This window comes from Pseudomonas sp. SJZ078 (assembly GCF_007828255.1).
Classification (GTDB): Bacteria; Pseudomonadota; Gammaproteobacteria; order Pseudomonadales; family Pseudomonadaceae; genus Aquipseudomonas.
This window is the reverse complement of record NZ_VIUG01000021.1, coordinates 48,502-65,397: the sequence shown is the minus strand read 5'-3', so window position 1 is coordinate 65,397 and position 16,896 is coordinate 48,502. Positions and strand designations below refer to the sequence as shown.

The 16,896-nt window shown below is 61.8% G+C and carries 14 protein-coding genes; 9 read left to right on the top strand and 5 right to left on the bottom strand.

Annotated elements, in window-relative coordinates; translation table 11 throughout:
* Positions 1 to 28: 28 nt before the first annotated feature.
* The gene (locus FBY02_RS18585; RefSeq protein WP_144929696.1) at positions 29 to 463 is read left to right on the top strand and encodes a YeeE/YedE family protein; all 435 of its coding nucleotides are present in this window, start codon (positions 29 to 31) and stop codon (positions 461 to 463) included.
* A 2-nt stretch (positions 464 to 465) separates the two neighbouring features.
* Complete coding sequence (locus FBY02_RS18580) at positions 466 to 885, top strand: DUF6691 family protein (RefSeq protein WP_144929695.1); 420 nt, start codon at positions 466 to 468, stop codon at positions 883 to 885.
* Here the strand turns inward: FBY02_RS18580 and arsJ are convergent, their stop codons facing one another.
* Both arsJ and FBY02_RS18570 read right to left on the bottom strand, forming a co-directional pair.
* On the bottom strand, positions 886 to 2,103 hold the full coding sequence (gene arsJ, locus FBY02_RS18575; protein WP_144929694.1) for an organoarsenical effux MFS transporter ArsJ: 1,218 nt from the start codon (positions 2,101 to 2,103) through the stop codon (positions 886 to 888). It lies immediately after the preceding gene.
* The gene (locus FBY02_RS18570) at positions 2,100 to 3,110 is read right to left on the bottom strand and encodes an ArsJ-associated glyceraldehyde-3-phosphate dehydrogenase (protein WP_144929693.1); all 1,011 of its coding nucleotides are present in this window, start codon (positions 3,108 to 3,110) and stop codon (positions 2,100 to 2,102) included. The genes arsJ and FBY02_RS18570 overlap by 4 nt, the downstream gene beginning before the upstream one ends.
* 253 nt (positions 3,111 to 3,363) lie before the next feature.
* On the opposite strand from FBY02_RS18570, the gene FBY02_RS18565 reads away from it, so the two are divergent.
* The gene (locus tag FBY02_RS18565) at positions 3,364 to 5,073 is read left to right on the top strand and encodes an amidase (protein ID WP_144929692.1); all 1,710 of its coding nucleotides are present in this window, start codon (positions 3,364 to 3,366) and stop codon (positions 5,071 to 5,073) included.
* Between the two features lie 2 nt (positions 5,074 to 5,075).
* On the opposite strand, the gene FBY02_RS18560 is transcribed toward FBY02_RS18565, so the two are convergent.
* The 3 genes from FBY02_RS18560 to FBY02_RS18550 form a co-directional block, all read right to left on the bottom strand.
* Complete coding sequence (locus tag FBY02_RS18560) at positions 5,076 to 5,639, bottom strand: DUF488 family protein (protein ID WP_144929691.1); 564 nt, start codon at positions 5,637 to 5,639, stop codon at positions 5,076 to 5,078.
* A 25-nt stretch (positions 5,640 to 5,664) separates the two neighbouring features.
* The gene (gene treA / locus FBY02_RS18555; protein WP_144929690.1) at positions 5,665 to 7,287 is read right to left on the bottom strand and encodes an alpha,alpha-trehalase TreA; all 1,623 of its coding nucleotides are present in this window, start codon (positions 7,285 to 7,287) and stop codon (positions 5,665 to 5,667) included.
* Between the two features lie 64 nt (positions 7,288 to 7,351).
* The gene (locus FBY02_RS18550) at positions 7,352 to 9,283 is read right to left on the bottom strand and encodes a diguanylate cyclase (protein WP_218570575.1); all 1,932 of its coding nucleotides are present in this window, start codon (positions 9,281 to 9,283) and stop codon (positions 7,352 to 7,354) included.
* Between the two features lie 246 nt (positions 9,284 to 9,529).
* On the opposite strand from FBY02_RS18550, the gene FBY02_RS18545 reads away from it, so the two are divergent.
* The 6 genes from FBY02_RS18545 (at position 9,530) to FBY02_RS18520 (ending at position 16,893) form a co-directional block, all read left to right on the top strand.
* The gene (locus tag FBY02_RS18545; protein WP_144929689.1) at positions 9,530 to 10,300 is read left to right on the top strand and encodes an ABC transporter substrate-binding protein; all 771 of its coding nucleotides are present in this window, start codon (positions 9,530 to 9,532) and stop codon (positions 10,298 to 10,300) included.
* Between the two features lies 1 nt (position 10,301).
* On the top strand, positions 10,302 to 11,642 hold the full coding sequence (locus tag FBY02_RS18540) for a GGDEF domain-containing protein (protein ID WP_144929688.1): 1,341 nt from the start codon (positions 10,302 to 10,304) through the stop codon (positions 11,640 to 11,642).
* Positions 11,643 to 11,657: 15 nt separating this feature from the next.
* A complete protein-coding gene (locus tag FBY02_RS18535) occupies positions 11,658 to 12,392 on the top strand; it encodes an ABC transporter substrate-binding protein (protein ID WP_144929687.1) in 735 nt (244 codons plus the stop codon).
* 180 nt (positions 12,393 to 12,572) lie between these two features.
* On the top strand, positions 12,573 to 14,279 hold the full coding sequence (locus tag FBY02_RS18530) for a molecular chaperone HscC (RefSeq protein WP_144929686.1): 1,707 nt from the start codon (positions 12,573 to 12,575) through the stop codon (positions 14,277 to 14,279).
* The gene (locus FBY02_RS18525; protein ID WP_144929685.1) at positions 14,276 to 15,946 is read left to right on the top strand and encodes a J domain-containing protein; all 1,671 of its coding nucleotides are present in this window, start codon (positions 14,276 to 14,278) and stop codon (positions 15,944 to 15,946) included. Before FBY02_RS18530 ends, FBY02_RS18525 begins: the two co-directional genes overlap by 4 nt.
* Positions 15,943 to 16,893 (top strand): DUF3829 domain-containing protein, encoded by a 951-nt coding sequence (locus FBY02_RS18520; RefSeq protein ID WP_144929684.1) that lies wholly within the window; start codon positions 15,943 to 15,945, stop codon positions 16,891 to 16,893. The genes FBY02_RS18525 and FBY02_RS18520 overlap by 4 nt, the downstream gene beginning before the upstream one ends.
* The last annotated feature ends 3 nt before the right edge of the window (positions 16,894 to 16,896 follow it).

Genomic DNA, 16,896 nt, shown 5'->3' with positions numbered 1-16,896 from the left:
GCCTGGAATCCATGAGCGGAGAAGCTTGATGAGCATCGACTGGCTGAATTTCACACCTTGGTCATCCCTTGCAGGCGGTGCATTAATCGGCCTGGCGGCCAGCCTGTTCGTGGTCGCCAATGGGCGCATTGCCGGGGTCAGCGGGTTGATTGGCGGTCTGTTGCAACGCAGCCGCGAGGGTGCAAGCGAGAAGGTGCTGTTTCTCCTGGGGTTGCTCGTTGCTCCGCTTGTATGGGGTTTGTTCGCCTTCGTGCCACGGATTGAATTCCAGACCAGCGGGATCGGGCTGGTTGTTGCAGGTTTGCTGGTCGGTATCGGCACCCGCTACGGCTCGGGTTGCACCAGTGGCCACGGCGTGTGCGGCATTTCACGGCTCTCGCCGCGCTCGATGGTCGCCACGGCGTGTTTCATGGTCTGCGGCTTCGCGACGGTATTTGTGCTGCGCCATGGGTTGGGAGCTTGAACATGCGCAAACTGACTGCGTTCATGGCCGGTCTGCTGTTTGGCATCGGCTTGCTGCTGGCGGGCATGACCAACCCGACCAAGGTGTTGGCTTTCCTCGATTTGAGCGGCGCCTGGGACCCGTCACTGGCCTTGGTGATGATCGGGGCGATTGGCGTTGCCATCGGACCGCTGGCCTGGGCGAGCCGGCAATCGCGCTCGCTGCTGGGAGCCATGATGCAGTTACCGGTCAAGCGCGAACTCGACCGGCGCCTGATCGGCGGCAGCCTGGTGTTCGGCGTCGGCTGGGGCATCGCGGGCATCTGCCCGGGCCCCGCCGTGACTACCCTGCTGACCGGACATTGGCAGGTCGTTGTCTTCACCTTGGCCATGCTGGCGGGCATGGCGGTGTTTTCTGTGCTGGAAAACCGATCGCACCTTTGATCAATGACCCGCGTGACGGGGCAATGCCCTGGAGATCACTGCGGCGAGCAAGACAAAGCCGCTGGAAATCCATAGGCATGCTTCCAGCCCCTGAACCTGATAGACCCAACCGGAAAGCAGCGTGCCGATCAACCGGCCCATGGCGTTGGACATGTAGTAAAAGCCCACGTCCAGCGACACACCGTCCTCCTTGGCATAGGACACGATCAGGTAGCTGTGCAAGGACGAATTCACCGCGAACAACCCACCGAACACCGCCAGTCCGCCGAGCAGCACCATCTGGTGCGACAGCCCGGTGCCCAGGCCCAGCGCAATAGCCATTGGCAGCCCCGCCAGTGCCAGCGCCCAGAGGAACGCGCCGCGGCCGTCCGGTACATGCCCACGTTTTTTGCCGGTGATGTAGGGCGCGCATGACTGCACGAGGCCGTAGCCGATCACCCAGGCGGCGAGGAAACCGCCGACCTTCCAGAAGTCCCAGCCGAAGGCGCTGCTCAGGTACACCGGCAAGGCCACCACGAACCAGACGTCACGGGCGCCGAACAGGAACAGCCGTGCCGCCGACAGAAGGTTGATCGCCCGACTCTTGGACAGCAAGTCGCGGAACCTGGGCTTGGCTTTCGCCTTGCCCAGGTCCCTCTTCAGCAGGATCAGACTGCCGATCCAGATCAGCCCCAACGCACTCGCCATTGTCAGCAGCGCGCCCCTGAATCCCAGCGTCGCCAACAAGGCGCCGCCGAGGAAAAATCCTAAGCCCTTGAGGGCATTTTTCGAGCCGGTGAGCATCGCCACCCACCGATAGAGCGTGCCCTGTTGACCGTCGGGGACCAGAAGCTTGAGGGTGCTTTTGGCACTCATCTTGTTCAGGTCCTTGGCGATCCCGGACAGGGCCTGGGCCGCCATGACCCAGGGAACGCTCAGCCACACGGCCGGCACCGTCAACATGAGCAAGGCTACGACCTGCATCCCCAGGCCGATGTTCATGGTGCGGTTCAAACCGAGCCGGGCCCCCAGATAGCCACCCACCAGGTTGGTGATGACGCCGAACAGTTCGTAGAACAGGAACAACGCGGCGATCTGCAGCGGGCTGTAGCCCAACGCGTGAAAGTGCAGCACCACCAACATGCGCAAGGCACCGTCGGTGAGGGTGAACGCCCAGTAGTTACCCGTGACGAGCAGGTATTGCCGCACTTCTGGCGCAAGGGCCGCCAATGTCCTCATGGATGCCCGGCCAGACCGACCATCCGCGCCAGCTCGACGGTGCGGTTGGCATAGCCCCACTCATTGTCGTACCAGGCATAGAGCTTGACCTGGGTACCGTTGACGACCAGGGTCGACAACGCATCGATGATGGATGACCTTGGGTCGGTCCGGTAGTCGATGGACACCAGGGGGCGCTCTTCGAAACCGAGGATGCCTTTCAATTCGTTCTCGGCGGCGTCCTTGAGCCATTGATTCACTTCTTCGACAGTGGTGGCTCGCTCGACTTCGAAGACACAATCGGTCAGCGACGCATTGGCCAGCGGCACCCGCACGGCGTGGCCGTTCAGGCGCCCACGCAACTCGGGGAAGATTTCCGCGATGGCGGTGGCCGAGCCGGTGCTGGTGGGGATCAGGCTCATACCGCAAGCGCGGGCACGGCGCAGATCCTTGTGAGGCTGATCGAGCAAGCTCTGGGTGTTGGTCAGGTCATGGATGGTGGTGATCGAGCCGTGGCGGACGCCGAGTTTTTCGTGGATGACCTTGACCACCGGGGCCAGGCAGTTGGTGGTGCAGGACGCGGCGGTGACAATGGGGTGCTCGGCGGGTTTGAACAGGTGGTGATTGACCCCCATGACGATGTTCAGCGCGCCCTTTTCCTTTACCGGCGCGCTCACCACCACACGTTTCACGCCTTGGTCGAGGTATGCCTGAAGCACGGCGACGCTCTTCATCTTGCCGCTGGCCTCGATCACCAGATCGCAGGCGGACCAGTCGGTTTCGACAATGGTCTTGTTGGCCGTCACCTTGATCCGCTTGGCCTCGATGACGATGTCGTCGCCGTCTGCGTCGGCCTGATGGTTCCAGCGGCCGTGCACGGAGTCGAAGTTCAACAGATGCGCATGGGTGGCCGCATCACCGGCCGGGTCGTTGACCTGTACAAACTCGAATTCGGGCCAATGCCAGGCAGCCCGCATCGCGAGACGACCGATCCGGCCAAAACCATTGATGCCCACTTTGATCGTCATGTTGTCTGAACTCATATGCGAAAAAGCGAATATATGTTTTCCCGTATGTAATAGGAAGCCCCCGCGCCGGTAACAGGCTCGCTCCCACAGGGCCCTGTGTCGCACGAGAGTAATGCATCCACCGCCGGTCCAATGTTGGAGCGAGCCTGCTCGCGATGGCGGTGGTAAAGTGCACGGCAATCGAATGTGAACCCACTTTGAGAGGCCCGGGGTGTCCAACCTCCATCTCTCGTCATCCGCAGCGATAACAAGCATGATCGAAATCACTGAAGTTTCCATTGCCCAATTGCGCGCCGCGCTCGAGTCCGGACAGGCCACAGCCGTGGAGCTGGTCCAGGCCTACCTGGCCAGGATCGAAGCCTACGATGGGCCGGACACGCCCACCGCCCTGAACGCGGTGGTGGTGCGAAACCCGGAGGCGTTGAACGAAGCGCGGGCATCCGATGCCCGCCGGGCCCAGGGCAAGACACTGGGTCCGCTCGATGGCATCCCCTACACCGCCAAGGACAGCTACCTGGTGAAAGGCCTCACCGCCGCCTCGGGAAGCCCGGCCTTCAAGGATCTGATTGCCTACCGCGATGCCTTCACCATCGAGCGGCTGCGCGGTGCCGGAGCGATTTGCCTGGGCAAGACCAACATGCCGCCCATGGCCAACGGCGGCATGCAGCGCGGCGTATACGGCCGCGCCGAGAGCCCGTACAACGGCGACTATCTCACCGCACCCTTTGCCTCCGGCTCTTCCAACGGCGCCGGCACGGCAACGGCGGCCAGTTTCGCCGCATTCGGCCTGGCCGAGGAAACCTGGTCCAGCGGGCGCGGCCCGGCCTCGAACAATGGCTTGTGCGCCTACACACCGTCACGTGGCGTGATTTCAGTGCGCGGCAACTGGCCGCTGACGCCAACGATGGACGTGGTGGTGCCATACGCCCGGACCATGGCCGATCTGCTGGAAGTGCTGGATGTGGTGGTCGCGCAGGACCCGGACGCCCGGGGCGACCTGTGGCGCTTGCAACCCTGGGTGCCCATTCCGAGCGTCGACGCCGTGCGGCCTGCCTCCTACCCCGCGCTCGCCGCCTCTTCCGAAGCGTTGGCAGGTATCCGCTTCGGGGTTCCGCGCATGTACATCAATGCCGATCCCGACGCCGGCACAGCCGAAGCCCCGGGCATCGGTGGCCCGACCGGGCAACGCATCATCACCCGGCCTTCGGTGATCGCTCTTTGGGAAGAAGCACGCCAGGCTCTCGAAGCTTGCGGCGCCGAGGTGATCGAAGTGAATTTCCCGCTGGTGTCCAATTGCGAGGGCGATCGCCCCAGCGCACCGACGGTGTTTACCCGTGGCCTGGTTTCCAAGGAATTCCTCCACCACGAACTGTGGGACCTGTCGGCCTGGGCGTTCGATGATTTCCTGCGGGCCAATGGCGATCCGAAACTCAATCGCCTGGCCGACGTGAACGGCCCGCTGATCTTCCCCCACGACCCAGGCACCCTGCCCAACCGCGAGGACGATCTGGCCGCCGGCATGGACGAATACGTGAAAATGGCCGAGCGCGGCATCACGCCCTGGGACCAGATCCCGACGTTGCCGGACGGCCTGCGGGGGTTGGAGAAGACCCGTCAGATCGACCTGGAAGACTGGATGAAACGGCTTGGACTCGATGCGGTGATCTTCCCCACCGTCGCCGATGTCGGGCCGGCGGACGCCGACGTCAACCCGGCCTCTGCGGATATCGCCTGGAGCAACGGCGTCTGGGTCGCCAACGGCAACCTCGCCATCCGCCACCTGGGCGTGCCTACCGTCACCGTGCCGATGGGCGTCATGGCGGACATCGGCATGCCTGTCGGGCTGACGTTTGCCGGTCGCGCCTATGACGACTCGAACCTGCTGCGCCTGGCTTCGGCCTTCGAAGCGACCGGGTCGAAGCGCCGGGTACCAGCGCGCACGCCACCCTTGTCGACTCGCTGAAGCTAAAGGGTGGTGGAACTTGGCCCACCACCCTGCAGGTCCGACGCCGGGTAAGTCAGCTTGAGACCGTGCGCCTTGGCGGCGGAGTTCAATATCGCCTTGCTCGATTTATCTTTGTCCATGATGTGGATGACCTCGACGTCGCGAAGCAACAGATAATCGGCGATGATCCTGCGATGGCAGCGCCACCAGACCGCTTCCGCACACATGATGACGCACCGCTGGTTTTCACCGAGCGCCAGCAGCCGGTTCAGACCGGCCTCGAACGCCTCTGAGAGCGCATAGTCGGCATAATTGTGGAAACTGCGATTGGTCCAGAACGCGTTGGCCTCTTCCGGGACGGTGCTCGACTTCTTTCGCAGCCCGCCCAGCTCCACGATCTGCTCATGGTTGATCCCAAGCCGGGCCAATTCTCCAGGCAAGCTATCCAGGTTGTACTGGGGATTCGTCCGGGATCGCGGAACCGTTCGCACGTCGACCACAGTGTCGATACCGAAGCTTGCGATGGTGTCCACGAACTGTTCGAGGGTCCTGGTCGAATGACCTATCGTATAAACATTGTTCATGACCAAGCCCCTCGAAACTTCACGGTCAATGGCTGCCGGATTCGGCGCTTACGCCATATTTCTCCAACAACTTCAGCGTGACACCATTGGTCCAGCCGAAGCCATCCTGCAACTCATACTCGCCCCCGCCGCCGCCCTGCCCCGCGCCGGACACATCGTATTTCTCCACCAGTTTGTCCTCGTCGCGATAGAGGTTCTGCACCTGCTGCAAAAAGCGTGTACCAATCTGCTCCGCCAGCGCGGCTTGCCCATAACGGCTCAAGCCTTCCACCGCCACCCATTGCAGCGGCGCCCAGCCATTGGGCTCATCCCACTGCTGACCGTTGCTGACCTGAGTGGTCGCGATACCTCCCGGACGCAGCAAGCCTGAACGTACCGCATCGGCAGTACGACCTGCGCGCTCGGCCGAGGCCAAACCGGTGTATAGCGGAAACAATGTCGCAGCGGTCAGGTTGGGGCGTTGCTGATTCAGCTGCCAATCGTAGTCCACGTAGTAACCGCCATCGGCCTTCCACATATGTTGTTCGATGGCACGCTGACGCTGGTCGGCGCGCTGGCCATAGTTCTGGACGCAAGGCAGGTTCTGGACGGTCTCGCAGCCTTTGGCGATGGTACGTTCCAAGTGATACATCAGGCTGTTAAGGTCCACCGGCACGACGGAGGTGGTACGTATTGTCGCCAGGTCCTTACTGTCGCCCAGCCAGCGGGAGCTGAAATCCCAGCCACTTTCTGCCCCGGCACGCAGGTCACGCCAGACCTCCTGCTTCGGCCTGTCCGTCTGCCAGGCGGTCTTGACGTCTTGCAACCACGACTCCTGCCGCGGCGTCGGGCTGGCATCCCAGTAGCGATTGAGCACACTACCATCGGCCAGCTTGACCACATGCTGGGTCGCCGCGCCGGGCTTGAGCGTCTGCGCGCCGGCCATCCAGTAGGCGTATTCCTTTTGCAGTTGTGGCAGGTATCGACTGTAGGCCTGGTCACCCTCGATGTGCGCCTGCAACTCCACCATGTAGGCAAAGAATGGCGGCTGCGACCGGCTCAAGTAGTACGTGCGGTTGCCATTGGGAATATGGCCGTAGGTGTCGATCATGTAGGCGAAGTTGTCGACCATCTGCCGCACCTGGGCCTTGTCGCCGCTTTGCTCCAGGCCGAGCATGGTGAAATAGGAGTCCCAGTAATACATCTCGCGAAAACGCCCGCCCGGCACCACATAGGGTTGGGGCAAGGGCAACAGGCTGCTGTACTGAGGCACTTCCCTGTAGGTTCGGCTCAGCACCGGCCAGAGATTGTCGATGTGCTCCCGGATCGGCGCGCCGGGTTTGGGAGCCGGGCTTTCGGCTTGGCCGGATTCGGTGAAATTGTCCTTCACGAAAGCCTTGAGATCGAAGCCGGCGCTGTCGCGACGGGCCAGGTAATCGGCACGGATCTGCGCCGGGTCGCGGTTGGGCAGCGCGTCGACGAAGTGTTTCTGGTCGGTAAACAGCTGGCCACGCTGCACTGCTTCGAACAGCTCCGGGTAGGCCTGGTCAGGCGGCGAATTGGCCCGGCCCTGGGCATCGGCGTAGCTCCATGTTGCCGGCGATTGACTGGAACAGGCCGTGCAAAGCACGACGGCGAAGGACAGGCTGGTGAAATGCAAAGGTCGCATCAGTGGACTCCCTGTTGTCGTTCCTGGACAAACGAGTGACAGGAGGGAGTGGCACTGGGTTCATTTAAATCACAGGATCGAAGCATTCGCCAGCATGGTCCGATTGCGACCTCGGGCCTTTGGCCATGTAGAGCGCCTGATCGGCTTGTTTGAGCAGGTCTTGCGCCGTCACCTCTTCCATGAGCACCGTGACCGCCAGGCCAATGCTCACCGTCACGAAGCCGAACGGTGACTTGGCGTGGGGCAGCGCCATGGTTTCCACGGCATCGCCCAGGGCCTGAGCATGCTGGAACGCACTGTCGACATTGGGCGTCGTGGTGATGAGGACAAACTCTTCACCGCCATAACGCGCCACCAGGTCACCGGCCCGTTGGGCATGTTCTTTCAACGTATTAGCAATGCTTCGCAGGCAGTCATCGCCAGCCTGATGCCCGTAATGGTCGTTATAGCTCTTGAACATGTCGACATCGATCAGCATCAACGACAACAGGGTTCCCGCGCGTACCGAACGCCGCCATTCGTTGGCCAGGACCTCATCGAAATGCCGGCGGTTGGCGATTCCCGTCAAGCCGTCAGTGGTGCTCAGCACAACCAATTGGCGATTGGCTTCCTCAAGCGCCGCAGTCCGGTCTTTGACCTTGAGTTCCAATTGCTCCTGGGCGTCATGGATGCGGTCCGCCATCGAGGCAAAGTCCCGAGCCAGTTCGCCAATTTCGTCGGCGGAGCGGATCGGCAATCTGTCGCGGCTAAGGCGCTCCTTGGACAAACCCAACGACCGTGTCGCCTGCATCAGGCGAAACAGCGGAATGGCCACCTGCTTTTGCAAAATGGAACGCAGGATGAAGATTTCCACCAACAGGGTCAGCAGCCCAAGGGCAACCACGATCAGCAAGTTGTCGAGAATCGCCGGCACCATCTGCGCCCGGGGAAAATGCACGGCGAGTGCCCAAGGCGTACCGGGAACGATGCCCATCGCGACAATGTCGTCGCGTGTCTGCACCACCACTGCCTGGCCGGGCGCCAGAGAGGGCAAGGCCTGAAGAAGCGGATAGTCGCCATCCAGCCCGAGCGAACGAATGGAAGCCTTGCCTTCGCTGGTTTTGACCTGATCCATCTTGCCTGGGTAGTAAATCAGCGTGCCGTCGCCATCGGCGATGAACATCGTGCTGTACGCGCCATCCACGAAGGGTTTGGCAGTGCGCTTCATGAGTTCATCGAGCAGTACATCGACGCAAGCCAGGATCTGATGCTTGCCGGAAGCATCGGCCACGTCAGGCGTGGCGACGGTGGTCATCCAGGCGTTGTTGGAAGCGTCCCAATACATCCGGGTGAACAGCGTTTCGCTGCTGGGGCTGGCAAAGCCACGCGCATAGAACTCATAGGTTTCCAGCTTCAGGGCATCCGGCCCGGAATAGGTAAAGACTTTGGCGATATCGGCCTGCTGGTAGATGGGAAAGCCTTTCTCCGGCACCACGCCATAGAAATTGAACAACCGCCCCTGGACACTGGAGCCGTATTTGTACGAGAGGATATATGACAGCGCAAAGCGGGCCTTGATGTCGTCGTTGAGTGGAATGTCAGGCGCGTAGGTGGCTGACATTCCGGCAAATCGACGACCATCCGGCAGGGGTTCGCCTTCGAACAGCATCGGTCGCTGGGTGTAGGAGCCGTCCTCGTGCCGGTAGAAGATCTGGTCGAAGTCCCGCACCAGCGCAGCTCCGCTTTCCGGATTGGCCAGGACACTTTTGAACTCATTCAGAAAATTTCGCTGCAGGTCCTTTATTTCGCTGAACGGCAAGGACTCGCGTTGCAACGTCTGCTCGGTGGAAAGCAACAATTGCGTGGTAATCGCTTTTTCCAGCGAGGACAGGTTCACATAATAGGAAATCGCACCGGCACACAACGAAACCAGGCCGATCCGCAAGACCGCCAGACGCAACGCACGGGCAGTGAGTGAGCGTTTGTTGGATGTGAATCCTGGGGCTTCTTGCAGCATCTCTTACTCTCCGATCCAACATCTGGCCAGCGCCAATGCGCCTATCGGCTATATCGGCTCGACCGCCACGGGCGGGAGCTTTCCCAGGTGAGTTTCGCCCAAACCTGTCAAACGAGCCTTCAACCCTGCGCCGGCGACGAACGACGACAGGTGACACTCAAGCCTGAGTCAATCCAGCCGATAACTATCGAGAAGAGGGCTCTTTCGCCCCCACCGTGTCCTGCCGGTTTCATAGGGTAATTGTCGATGGTCCTGTCGCTTGACCGTTTGCTGGTGTTTGGCGTTCTGATGCTCATGGCTGCAAGCGGATTCTCGCCGAATGCCGCGGCAGAGCCTGCCCTGCGCATTGTTACGGAGGAACTGCCGCCCTATAACATGACCCAGGATGGACGGATGACCGGCATGAGCACCGAGGTAGTCCAGGCCGTGCTCAAGGAAATCAAGGTACAGGCGTCGATCCAGTCCATGCCTTGGGCACGGGCCTACGAATTGGCGCTCAATGACAGCAACGTGCTGATCTACTCCATCGCCCGTACTCCGGAGCGCGAATCGCTGTTCCAGTGGGTGGGGGCCATTGCCCCCACCCACTGGTATCTGTACTCGCTGGCTGACCGGCCGGTAAAACTCAACTCGCTGGACGAAGCCCGCGCCTACCAGATCGCTACCGTTAACCAGGACGTGGGCGAGCAGTACCTGATCTCGAAGGGGTTTCGCGTAGGCGAACAATTGCAGTCGAGCACCAAGTACGAGCACAACTACCGCAAGCTCAAGGTCGACCATGTGGAAATGTGGATCTCCAACGAGCTCAACGCACAGTACCTGGTTCGCCAGAACGGCGAAGATCCGGCCAAGGTGCTGGTGCGTTCACTGCCGATTTCCGACCTGAGCAGCGATGAAGCGCTGAGCATGGCGTTCAGTCGCAGGACACCAGTCGAAACGGTGGAGAAATTCCGCGCCGGCCTGGAAGCCATCCGCCGCAATGGCGTCTATGACGCCATCCTGCACAAATGGCTGTGAGATGGCGCGAAACTCCGAAACTCCCGCAACCCAGCCACAAGTCAAGGCGTTCAGCTCCCTGGGGCGTCGCCTGGTACTCGCGACACTGTTGTTCTGTCTTCTTTTTACCCTGGCCATGGTCACGCTGCGTACCTGGCTTGCCTGGGAAAACAACCTGGCAGAAATGAAATCGGAACTGGTCCTGATCGACCAGGTGTTCCAGAACACCTTGTCCCACGCCATCTGGGAGCTGGACCGTGAATCCCTGGGCAAGCAACTCTCCAGCGTTGCCAAGGCCGCGCCGGTGGGCCGCGTGGTGCTCAAGATCCTGCGGCCCGGTCAATCGCCCGAGATCATCGAACTCAATCGATACGCCGTCGTCATGTCCGGCCCGGCGCCCGTGCTGCAACATGAACTCGTCGCGCAACCCTACGAAGGCGCCAACGAAAAGGTCGGTGAGCTGACCATCGAAGGCGATAACAACCTGCTGTGGGAACGACTCTGGAGCGAGGCACGCAGCATCGTTATCGCCCAAGTGATCCAATCGCTGCTGCTGGCCGGGCTGGTCATGACCGTGTTCAATCGCCTGGTGACCGTGCATGTCATCCACATTGCCCGGCACCTGGGCCAACTCACGCCACAGACCCTCAGGCACTACTTCAAGCTGCAGCGTTCGGTACGGCGCCAGGACGAACTGAGCCTGCTCGAATCCCAGCTCAACGAGCTCCAGGACAACCTCCACACTCACCTGGAACGCCAGCGCCTGGATGAACTGGCCATGGAGGCCAGCCGCGACCAACTGGCCGAACTGGTCGAGGCGCGTACCGCGGAACTCAAGGCAGCCAACCAGGCACTCGAAGCCCTGTCACGTCACGATCCGTTGACCGGGCTGCCCAACCGTCGTTATTTCGATGAACTGAAAGAAATCGAATTTCGCCGTGCGCTTCGCCACAAGACCCCACTGTCGGTGCTCATGTGCGACGTCGATTTCTTCAAGCTCTACAACGACACCTATGGCCATATCCAGGGAGACCAATGCCTGCAGCAGATCGCCGAAACCCTTCGCGGTGTGTTCGGCCGCTCCGGCGAGCTGACCGCCCGGGTAGGTGGCGAGGAGTTCGTCGTGATGTTGCCCAACATCGACGCAAAGCAGGCCTACGACGCTGCCCAACGGGTCCGTGCCAGCCTGGCCAAGCGCGAATTGCCCCATAGCGGCTCGGCGATTTCCCCCTTTGTCACCCTCAGCATCGGCGTCGCCGAGCTGGACCCGCAAACCATGGATCACTTCGACCTGTTACTACAACGTGCCGACCAGGCGTTGTATCGGGCCAAACATCAAGGACGTAATTGCGTTGCTTTCTAAACCAGTGAGGCTTGTATGCACTATCGCCTGACGCTCTGCTTATGTTTGTTCGTGGCCTTGACCAGCCTGCACAGTCACGCCGAGGGGATCGAAGTCGTCACCGAAGACTCGCTCTACGCGTACCTGCGCGACGGCAAGCTCGTCGGGCCGGGCACCCGTGTCGTCGAAGAGACGCTGAATAAAGCCGGGCTGACCGACCACCATATCCTGCTATATCCCTGGGCCCGGGCTTACGACAAGGCCCTGCACGAGCCGAATGTACTGATCTACCCCATGGACCGCACCGTGCTGCGCGAGCCGTTGTTCAAGTGGGTGGGCGAACTGGAACGGGTGACCATCAAGCTCTACAAGCTGCGCGAACGCAACGACATCACCCTGGCCAACCTCGAGGATGCCAAGCGCTATACAGTAGGCGTAGTGCGTAACGACTCCAAGCAGTTGCTCATGCAACAGCAGGGGTTTACCCGGCTGGTGGTATCGGCGGATCGTCGCGATAACTTCCGGAAACTGCTTAACCGTCAGGTCCAGCTCTTGCCGATGCCGGAGAACGCGGCACGGATCATCTGCGACGAAGAGCACGTGGCGTTCGCCGACCTGGAGGAGGTCTACGCCTTCGATGAACGGCCCGCCAGGGTCTACATGGCGTTCAGCCTGAGCACACCGGATGAGATCATCGCCCGGGCGCAGCATGCTTTCGAGCAGTTGGAAGCGTCAGGGGAAGTGGCGCGGATCATGCGGGACGAGCGCTAAACACCAGGCGACGCAAGCCCTGTGGGAGGGAGCCGGCTCGCTCCCACAGTTTTCAGGCTTGACTGTCATGAGGTAAGCCTCCCCCAAAGGTTTCCATCTTTTTACCAACACAGGTCTGATACGCTAGCCGGCTCGCACGCAACGCCATCGCATAACAACGACTAAGGAGAGTTGACGGACATGATTGTGGGCATTGACCTGGGCACCACCCATAGCCTGATCGCGGCATGGCGCGATGGCGCTGCACAGCTGGTACCCAATGCGCTCGGCGAATGGCTGACTCCCAGCGTGGTAGGCCTGGATGATGAAGGTCGGATGATGGTCGGCCGCGCGGCGCTGGAACGCTTGCAAACCCACCCGCAAGTCACGACCTCGCTGTTCAAGCGCTACATGGGCAGTGCCCGCCTCACCACGCTCGGCAATCGCCAGTTCCGTGCCGAGGAGCTGTCGGCGATGGTCCTGCGCAGTCTGCGCGAAGATGCCGAACGGCATTTCGGCGAGCCGGTCGAGGAAGCCGTCATCAGTGTCCCGGCCTATTTCAACGATGCCCAGCGCAAAGCCACGCGCATCGCCGGTGAGCTGGCCGGGTTCAAGGTCGAACGACTCATCAACGAGCCCACCGCCGCCGCCCTCGCCTATGGGTTGCACCAGCGCGACAACGCCAGCACGTTCCTGGTGTTCGACCTCGGCGGCGGTACCTTCGACGTGTCCATCCTGGAGCTGTTCGAAGGTGTGATGGAGGTGCGGGCCAGTGCCGGCGACAACTACCTCGGCGGGGAAGATTTCGACACGTTGCTGCTCCAGGCTTTCGTCGCCGCCCAGGCCGGCTCTGCCGCAGGCCCGGTGCCTCTGGACGACGCGCAGTTGTTCGGCCGCCTGCGCCGTGAAGCCGAACGCGTGCGCAAAGTCCTGGGGCATGAGCCGAGCGCCACGTTCTCGGCGCGCCAGGGCGAACGCGAATGGCGCCATGAATACACCCAGGCGGCAATGGCCGAACTCTACGCCCCGCTGCTGACCCGACTTCGATCCCCCATCGAGACAGCGCTGCGCGATGCACGTATCCGCGCCAGCGAACTGGACGAAGTCTTGTTGGTGGGAGGCACCACCCGCATGCCGCTGGTTCGCAAGCTGACGGCCAGCCTGTTCGGACGCTTCCCCTCGATCCAGCTCAACCCCGACGAAGCCGTGGCGTTGGGCGCCGCCGTGCAGGCTGGGCTGAAAAGCCGCGATGCGGCACTCGAAGAAGTGGTGCTCACGGATGTCTGCCCGTATTCGATGGGGATCGAGATTTCCGTCGAGTACGGCAACAGACTCGAAACCGGCCACTACCTGCCGATCATCGAACGCAACTGCGTGGTGCCGGTGAGCAAGGTCAAGCGCGTGGTGACCTTGCGTGACCAGCAGAAGGTGGTTCTGCTGAAGGTCTATCAGGGCGAAAGCCGCCAGGTCAGCGAAAACATTCTCCTCGGTGAACTGGAAATTGCCGTGCCGCCCATGCCGGCGGGCGAAGTGAGCATCGACGTGCGCTTCACTTATGACACCAACGGCCTGCTGGAAGCCGATGCGCTGACCGTGCAGACCGGGGAACGGCGCAATCTGGTGATCGCCAACAACGCCGGCGTGCTCGGTGAAGAAGAGATCGCCCAGCGCCTCAAGGCCCTGGAGTCGTTGAAGGTCCATCCCCGCGACGAACAGCCGAACACCTTGTTGATCGCCCGGCTTGAACGCCTTTACCAGGAAAGCCGCGGTGAACTGCGTCATCGGGTCGACGACCTGGCCACGCGTTTCGCGCAAATGCTCGACACCCAGGAACTGCACGATATCCGTGCCCTGCGCACGCAGATCTCCGAGCAGCTCGAAGCCTTGGAGCAGGATGTCTGGCGATGAGCTGCTGGGAAATATTGGGTCTGCCAGAGGATGCCGACAAGCGCAGCGTCAAGCGCCAGTATGCCAGCCTGCTCAAACGCCATCGGCCTGACGAAGACCCTGAGGGTTTCCAGCGACTGCGAGAGGCTTATGAACAGGCGTTGGAGTGGAGTGAATGGCGGCAGGAGGAGGAGGAAGTGGTCGTCGAGTTACCGTCCGCGTCCATTGACTTACCCCTTGCGCAGTCGCTGTCCCAGCCGCAGGCATCACAAGCCCCCTCCCCAGCCCGGCGCCTGGCTGCGCAATGCCTGGAAGCGATCACGGCGACCAACCTCCCGGACCGCCTGGCCCAGGCTCGCCTTTACGGATGCGCACGGGAATTCGAACACGGCCTGCTGCAGCATTGCCTGATCGACGAGGACCACTACGCTCTCGCCGAGACCGCCATCGGACACCTGCACTGGCTGACACCCTGGCAACACGCGGACCTGCCCCGTGCAGCGCTCGAACAGCTGCGCGGCAAGCTCATGGAATGGGCCGAGGCCCGCCTGAATGCAGCTTGCGCCGACACCGGACGCTTCCTCGAACTGGCCCGTGAACTGGCAGCCAGTCCGTGGCTGCAAGGGCTGGACGCGCGCCAGTGGTTGAACCAGAGCCTGGCCATCGCGCTCTTGCAAGCACCGGTCTGGTCGGAACAACTGTTCGACGCCATGTGTGCGCAGCAGGGTTGGAAGCAGACCGGCCACCATAGTCCCTGCCCCGAGCCGTGGTGGAGTCAACTGCTGGCTCGCAGCCATTGCCACACGTTTCTCCAACAACAGGAGCGTCTCACTGGGCTCTTCGACAGCAACGAGTCTCAAGCAGCGCGCATGCTGTTTGGAGCCGCCGACGAAGACGCCCGGATGCGCTTGAGCCTGACCTTCAGCGATGCCGATTGGAAGGCTTGCGAAGCGTTATATCGCACCGTCGAGCTTCGCTATTCACAGTTGCTGTATCAGATGCCGCAACTGGCCCCGGACAACTGGCGACCGCTGCGCCGGCGACCACCGGTCCTGGCCGTGCCGCTGGCGATCCTCAGCACGTCCGCCTGTATGAGCTGGTTCCTGGAATATCGCCTGGGTGGCTCGTTCTATACCAGTGTGGTCGACATGCTCCTTCGCGCGATGTTGCTCGGCGTCGTCGCCTGGGGACTCAACGCAGCCTGCAAACCGCTGAGCCGTATCGCCTGGCGCCTGGACCAACAGCTTCATGCGCGCCTCGGCCACTGGCTGAGCCTGCGACGTCCCGCCCCGCTGCCGATCCGTGAGAGCCTCTGGGTCGGATTGCTGGGTGGGGTCATCTACCTGGCCGCAGGCATGCTCGGCGCAGTCGCGTACTTCAGCAGTCTCGCCGTATCGGCGGTCCTGAGTGGAAAAACGTTCTCCGAACGTCGTGCGTCCTTTCTGTCCCGAGTCCATAAGCGGGTGCCTGGGGACATCCTGATCGGGCTCCTTCTCGGCATCCTTGTTCCCCTGCTCCTGCTGGGCAGCGTTCTGGCCGGTAACGCATCCCTCGCCGCGAATGAAGGCCTGCAGGCCTGGCCGCAGCGAACCTGCGCCGCCCGCCAGCTCACGGCCTCCCCCTGTCCGTCCCGGTTGTCCGCCGACCAGTGGCACGTGCCCGACGCGACCAAGGCAGGCCAGCCATGATCAGCAGCCGAGCGTTCGCTACCGCCGTGCTCGCCTCGTTGGGCCTGAGCTGGTTGGTCAAACAGATAGACACAGCAAATATCGACTACGGGATCCGTTTGCGCTGGGAGGCAGTCCAGCAAATAAATACCTGCCTGGTGGACGGCGCGGACCTGCTGGAACAGCGCTACAGCGATTACCGCAACCTCGTTGCTCAATCCCGCGAAAAAAATGGGCCCTGGAAGGGTTTTGCCGGTTTCGGCATGGGCTCGGGCGATGTCATTCCCCCCCAGGGAGCACAACCATCACCCTGCTATCGGTGGTTCGGCGGCGGCGAACCCGGTGGCCTGCAAAACCTGGCCAAAAATTACCTCGGGGCGTATGACAACCTGCGACCGAATGCCGAGGCCGCTGAACGATGGCTTGCGACTCGGGTGCAAGACCGGCCTCCCTTCGAACCCATCGAGCGAGCCCTGAACCTGCGGCTGCAGGACGCACGCGACCAGGCGATACCTCTGCGCCAAGCCCTGGAGCAGCCGCAGCTACTCATCCGCGAGGAGCAACTGGCATCCATCGAAGAACGCCTTGGACATGATCAGCATTGGCACACACTGCGCTTCATGATTCGCGCCCGCCAGATCATCAATGCCCTCGACGCGATGGCCAATGGCGCGTCACTGACTGCGCAGCAGTTGTCCAGCCTGCAGCAATCCCTGGCAAACAGCTGGTCAGACGCCGATGCCTTCGTAAAGGCACGGCCACGCCTGCGTTCAGCCAATGACGGCCCGCCCGTCTGGAGCCAGATCAGTCTGTCGGGCGAGGAATGGCTGGCCACCCTCAACCGCCTGCAACAACACTGGACCAGCGCAGCCGATGCGGCAGAGCTGAACCAGGACCTGGCCGCCGCCCGGGCCGGTTACGACGAGTTGCAAACGCGGTACAACATGGCGGTAGCGAAGCAGTATTGATTG

Bases quoted from the DNA above. Each gene is read 5' to 3' on its own strand.
- treA (WP_144929690.1), bottom strand. From the start codon at position 7,287: ATGCGACCTTTGCATTTCACCAGCCTGTCCTTCGCCGTCGTGCTTTGC.
- FBY02_RS18535 (WP_144929687.1), top strand. From the start codon at position 11,658: ATGCACTATCGCCTGACGCTCTGCTTATGTTTGTTCGTGGCCTTGACC.
- FBY02_RS18585 (WP_144929696.1), top strand. From the start codon at position 29: ATGAGCATCGACTGGCTGAATTTCACACCTTGGTCATCCCTTGCAGGC.
- FBY02_RS18530 (WP_144929686.1), top strand. From the start codon at position 12,573: ATGATTGTGGGCATTGACCTGGGCACCACCCATAGCCTGATCGCGGCA.
- FBY02_RS18550 (WP_218570575.1), bottom strand. From the start codon at position 9,283: ATGCTGCAAGAAGCCCCAGGATTCACATCCAACAAACGCTCACTCACT.
- FBY02_RS18580 (WP_144929695.1), top strand. From the start codon at position 466: ATGCGCAAACTGACTGCGTTCATGGCCGGTCTGCTGTTTGGCATCGGC.
- FBY02_RS18525 (WP_144929685.1), top strand. From the start codon at position 14,276: ATGAGCTGCTGGGAAATATTGGGTCTGCCAGAGGATGCCGACAAGCGC.
- FBY02_RS18565 (WP_144929692.1), top strand. From the start codon at position 3,364: ATGATCGAAATCACTGAAGTTTCCATTGCCCAATTGCGCGCCGCGCTC.
- arsJ (WP_144929694.1), bottom strand. From the start codon at position 2,103: ATGAGGACATTGGCGGCCCTTGCGCCAGAAGTGCGGCAATACCTGCTC.
- FBY02_RS18570 (WP_144929693.1), bottom strand. From the start codon at position 3,110: ATGACGATCAAAGTGGGCATCAATGGTTTTGGCCGGATCGGTCGTCTC.
- FBY02_RS18560 (WP_144929691.1), bottom strand. From the start codon at position 5,639: ATGAACAATGTTTATACGATAGGTCATTCGACCAGGACCCTCGAACAG.
- FBY02_RS18520 (WP_144929684.1), top strand. From the start codon at position 15,943: ATGATCAGCAGCCGAGCGTTCGCTACCGCCGTGCTCGCCTCGTTGGGC.
- FBY02_RS18540 (WP_144929688.1), top strand. From the start codon at position 10,302: ATGGCGCGAAACTCCGAAACTCCCGCAACCCAGCCACAAGTCAAGGCG.
- FBY02_RS18545 (WP_144929689.1), top strand. From the start codon at position 9,530: ATGGTCCTGTCGCTTGACCGTTTGCTGGTGTTTGGCGTTCTGATGCTC.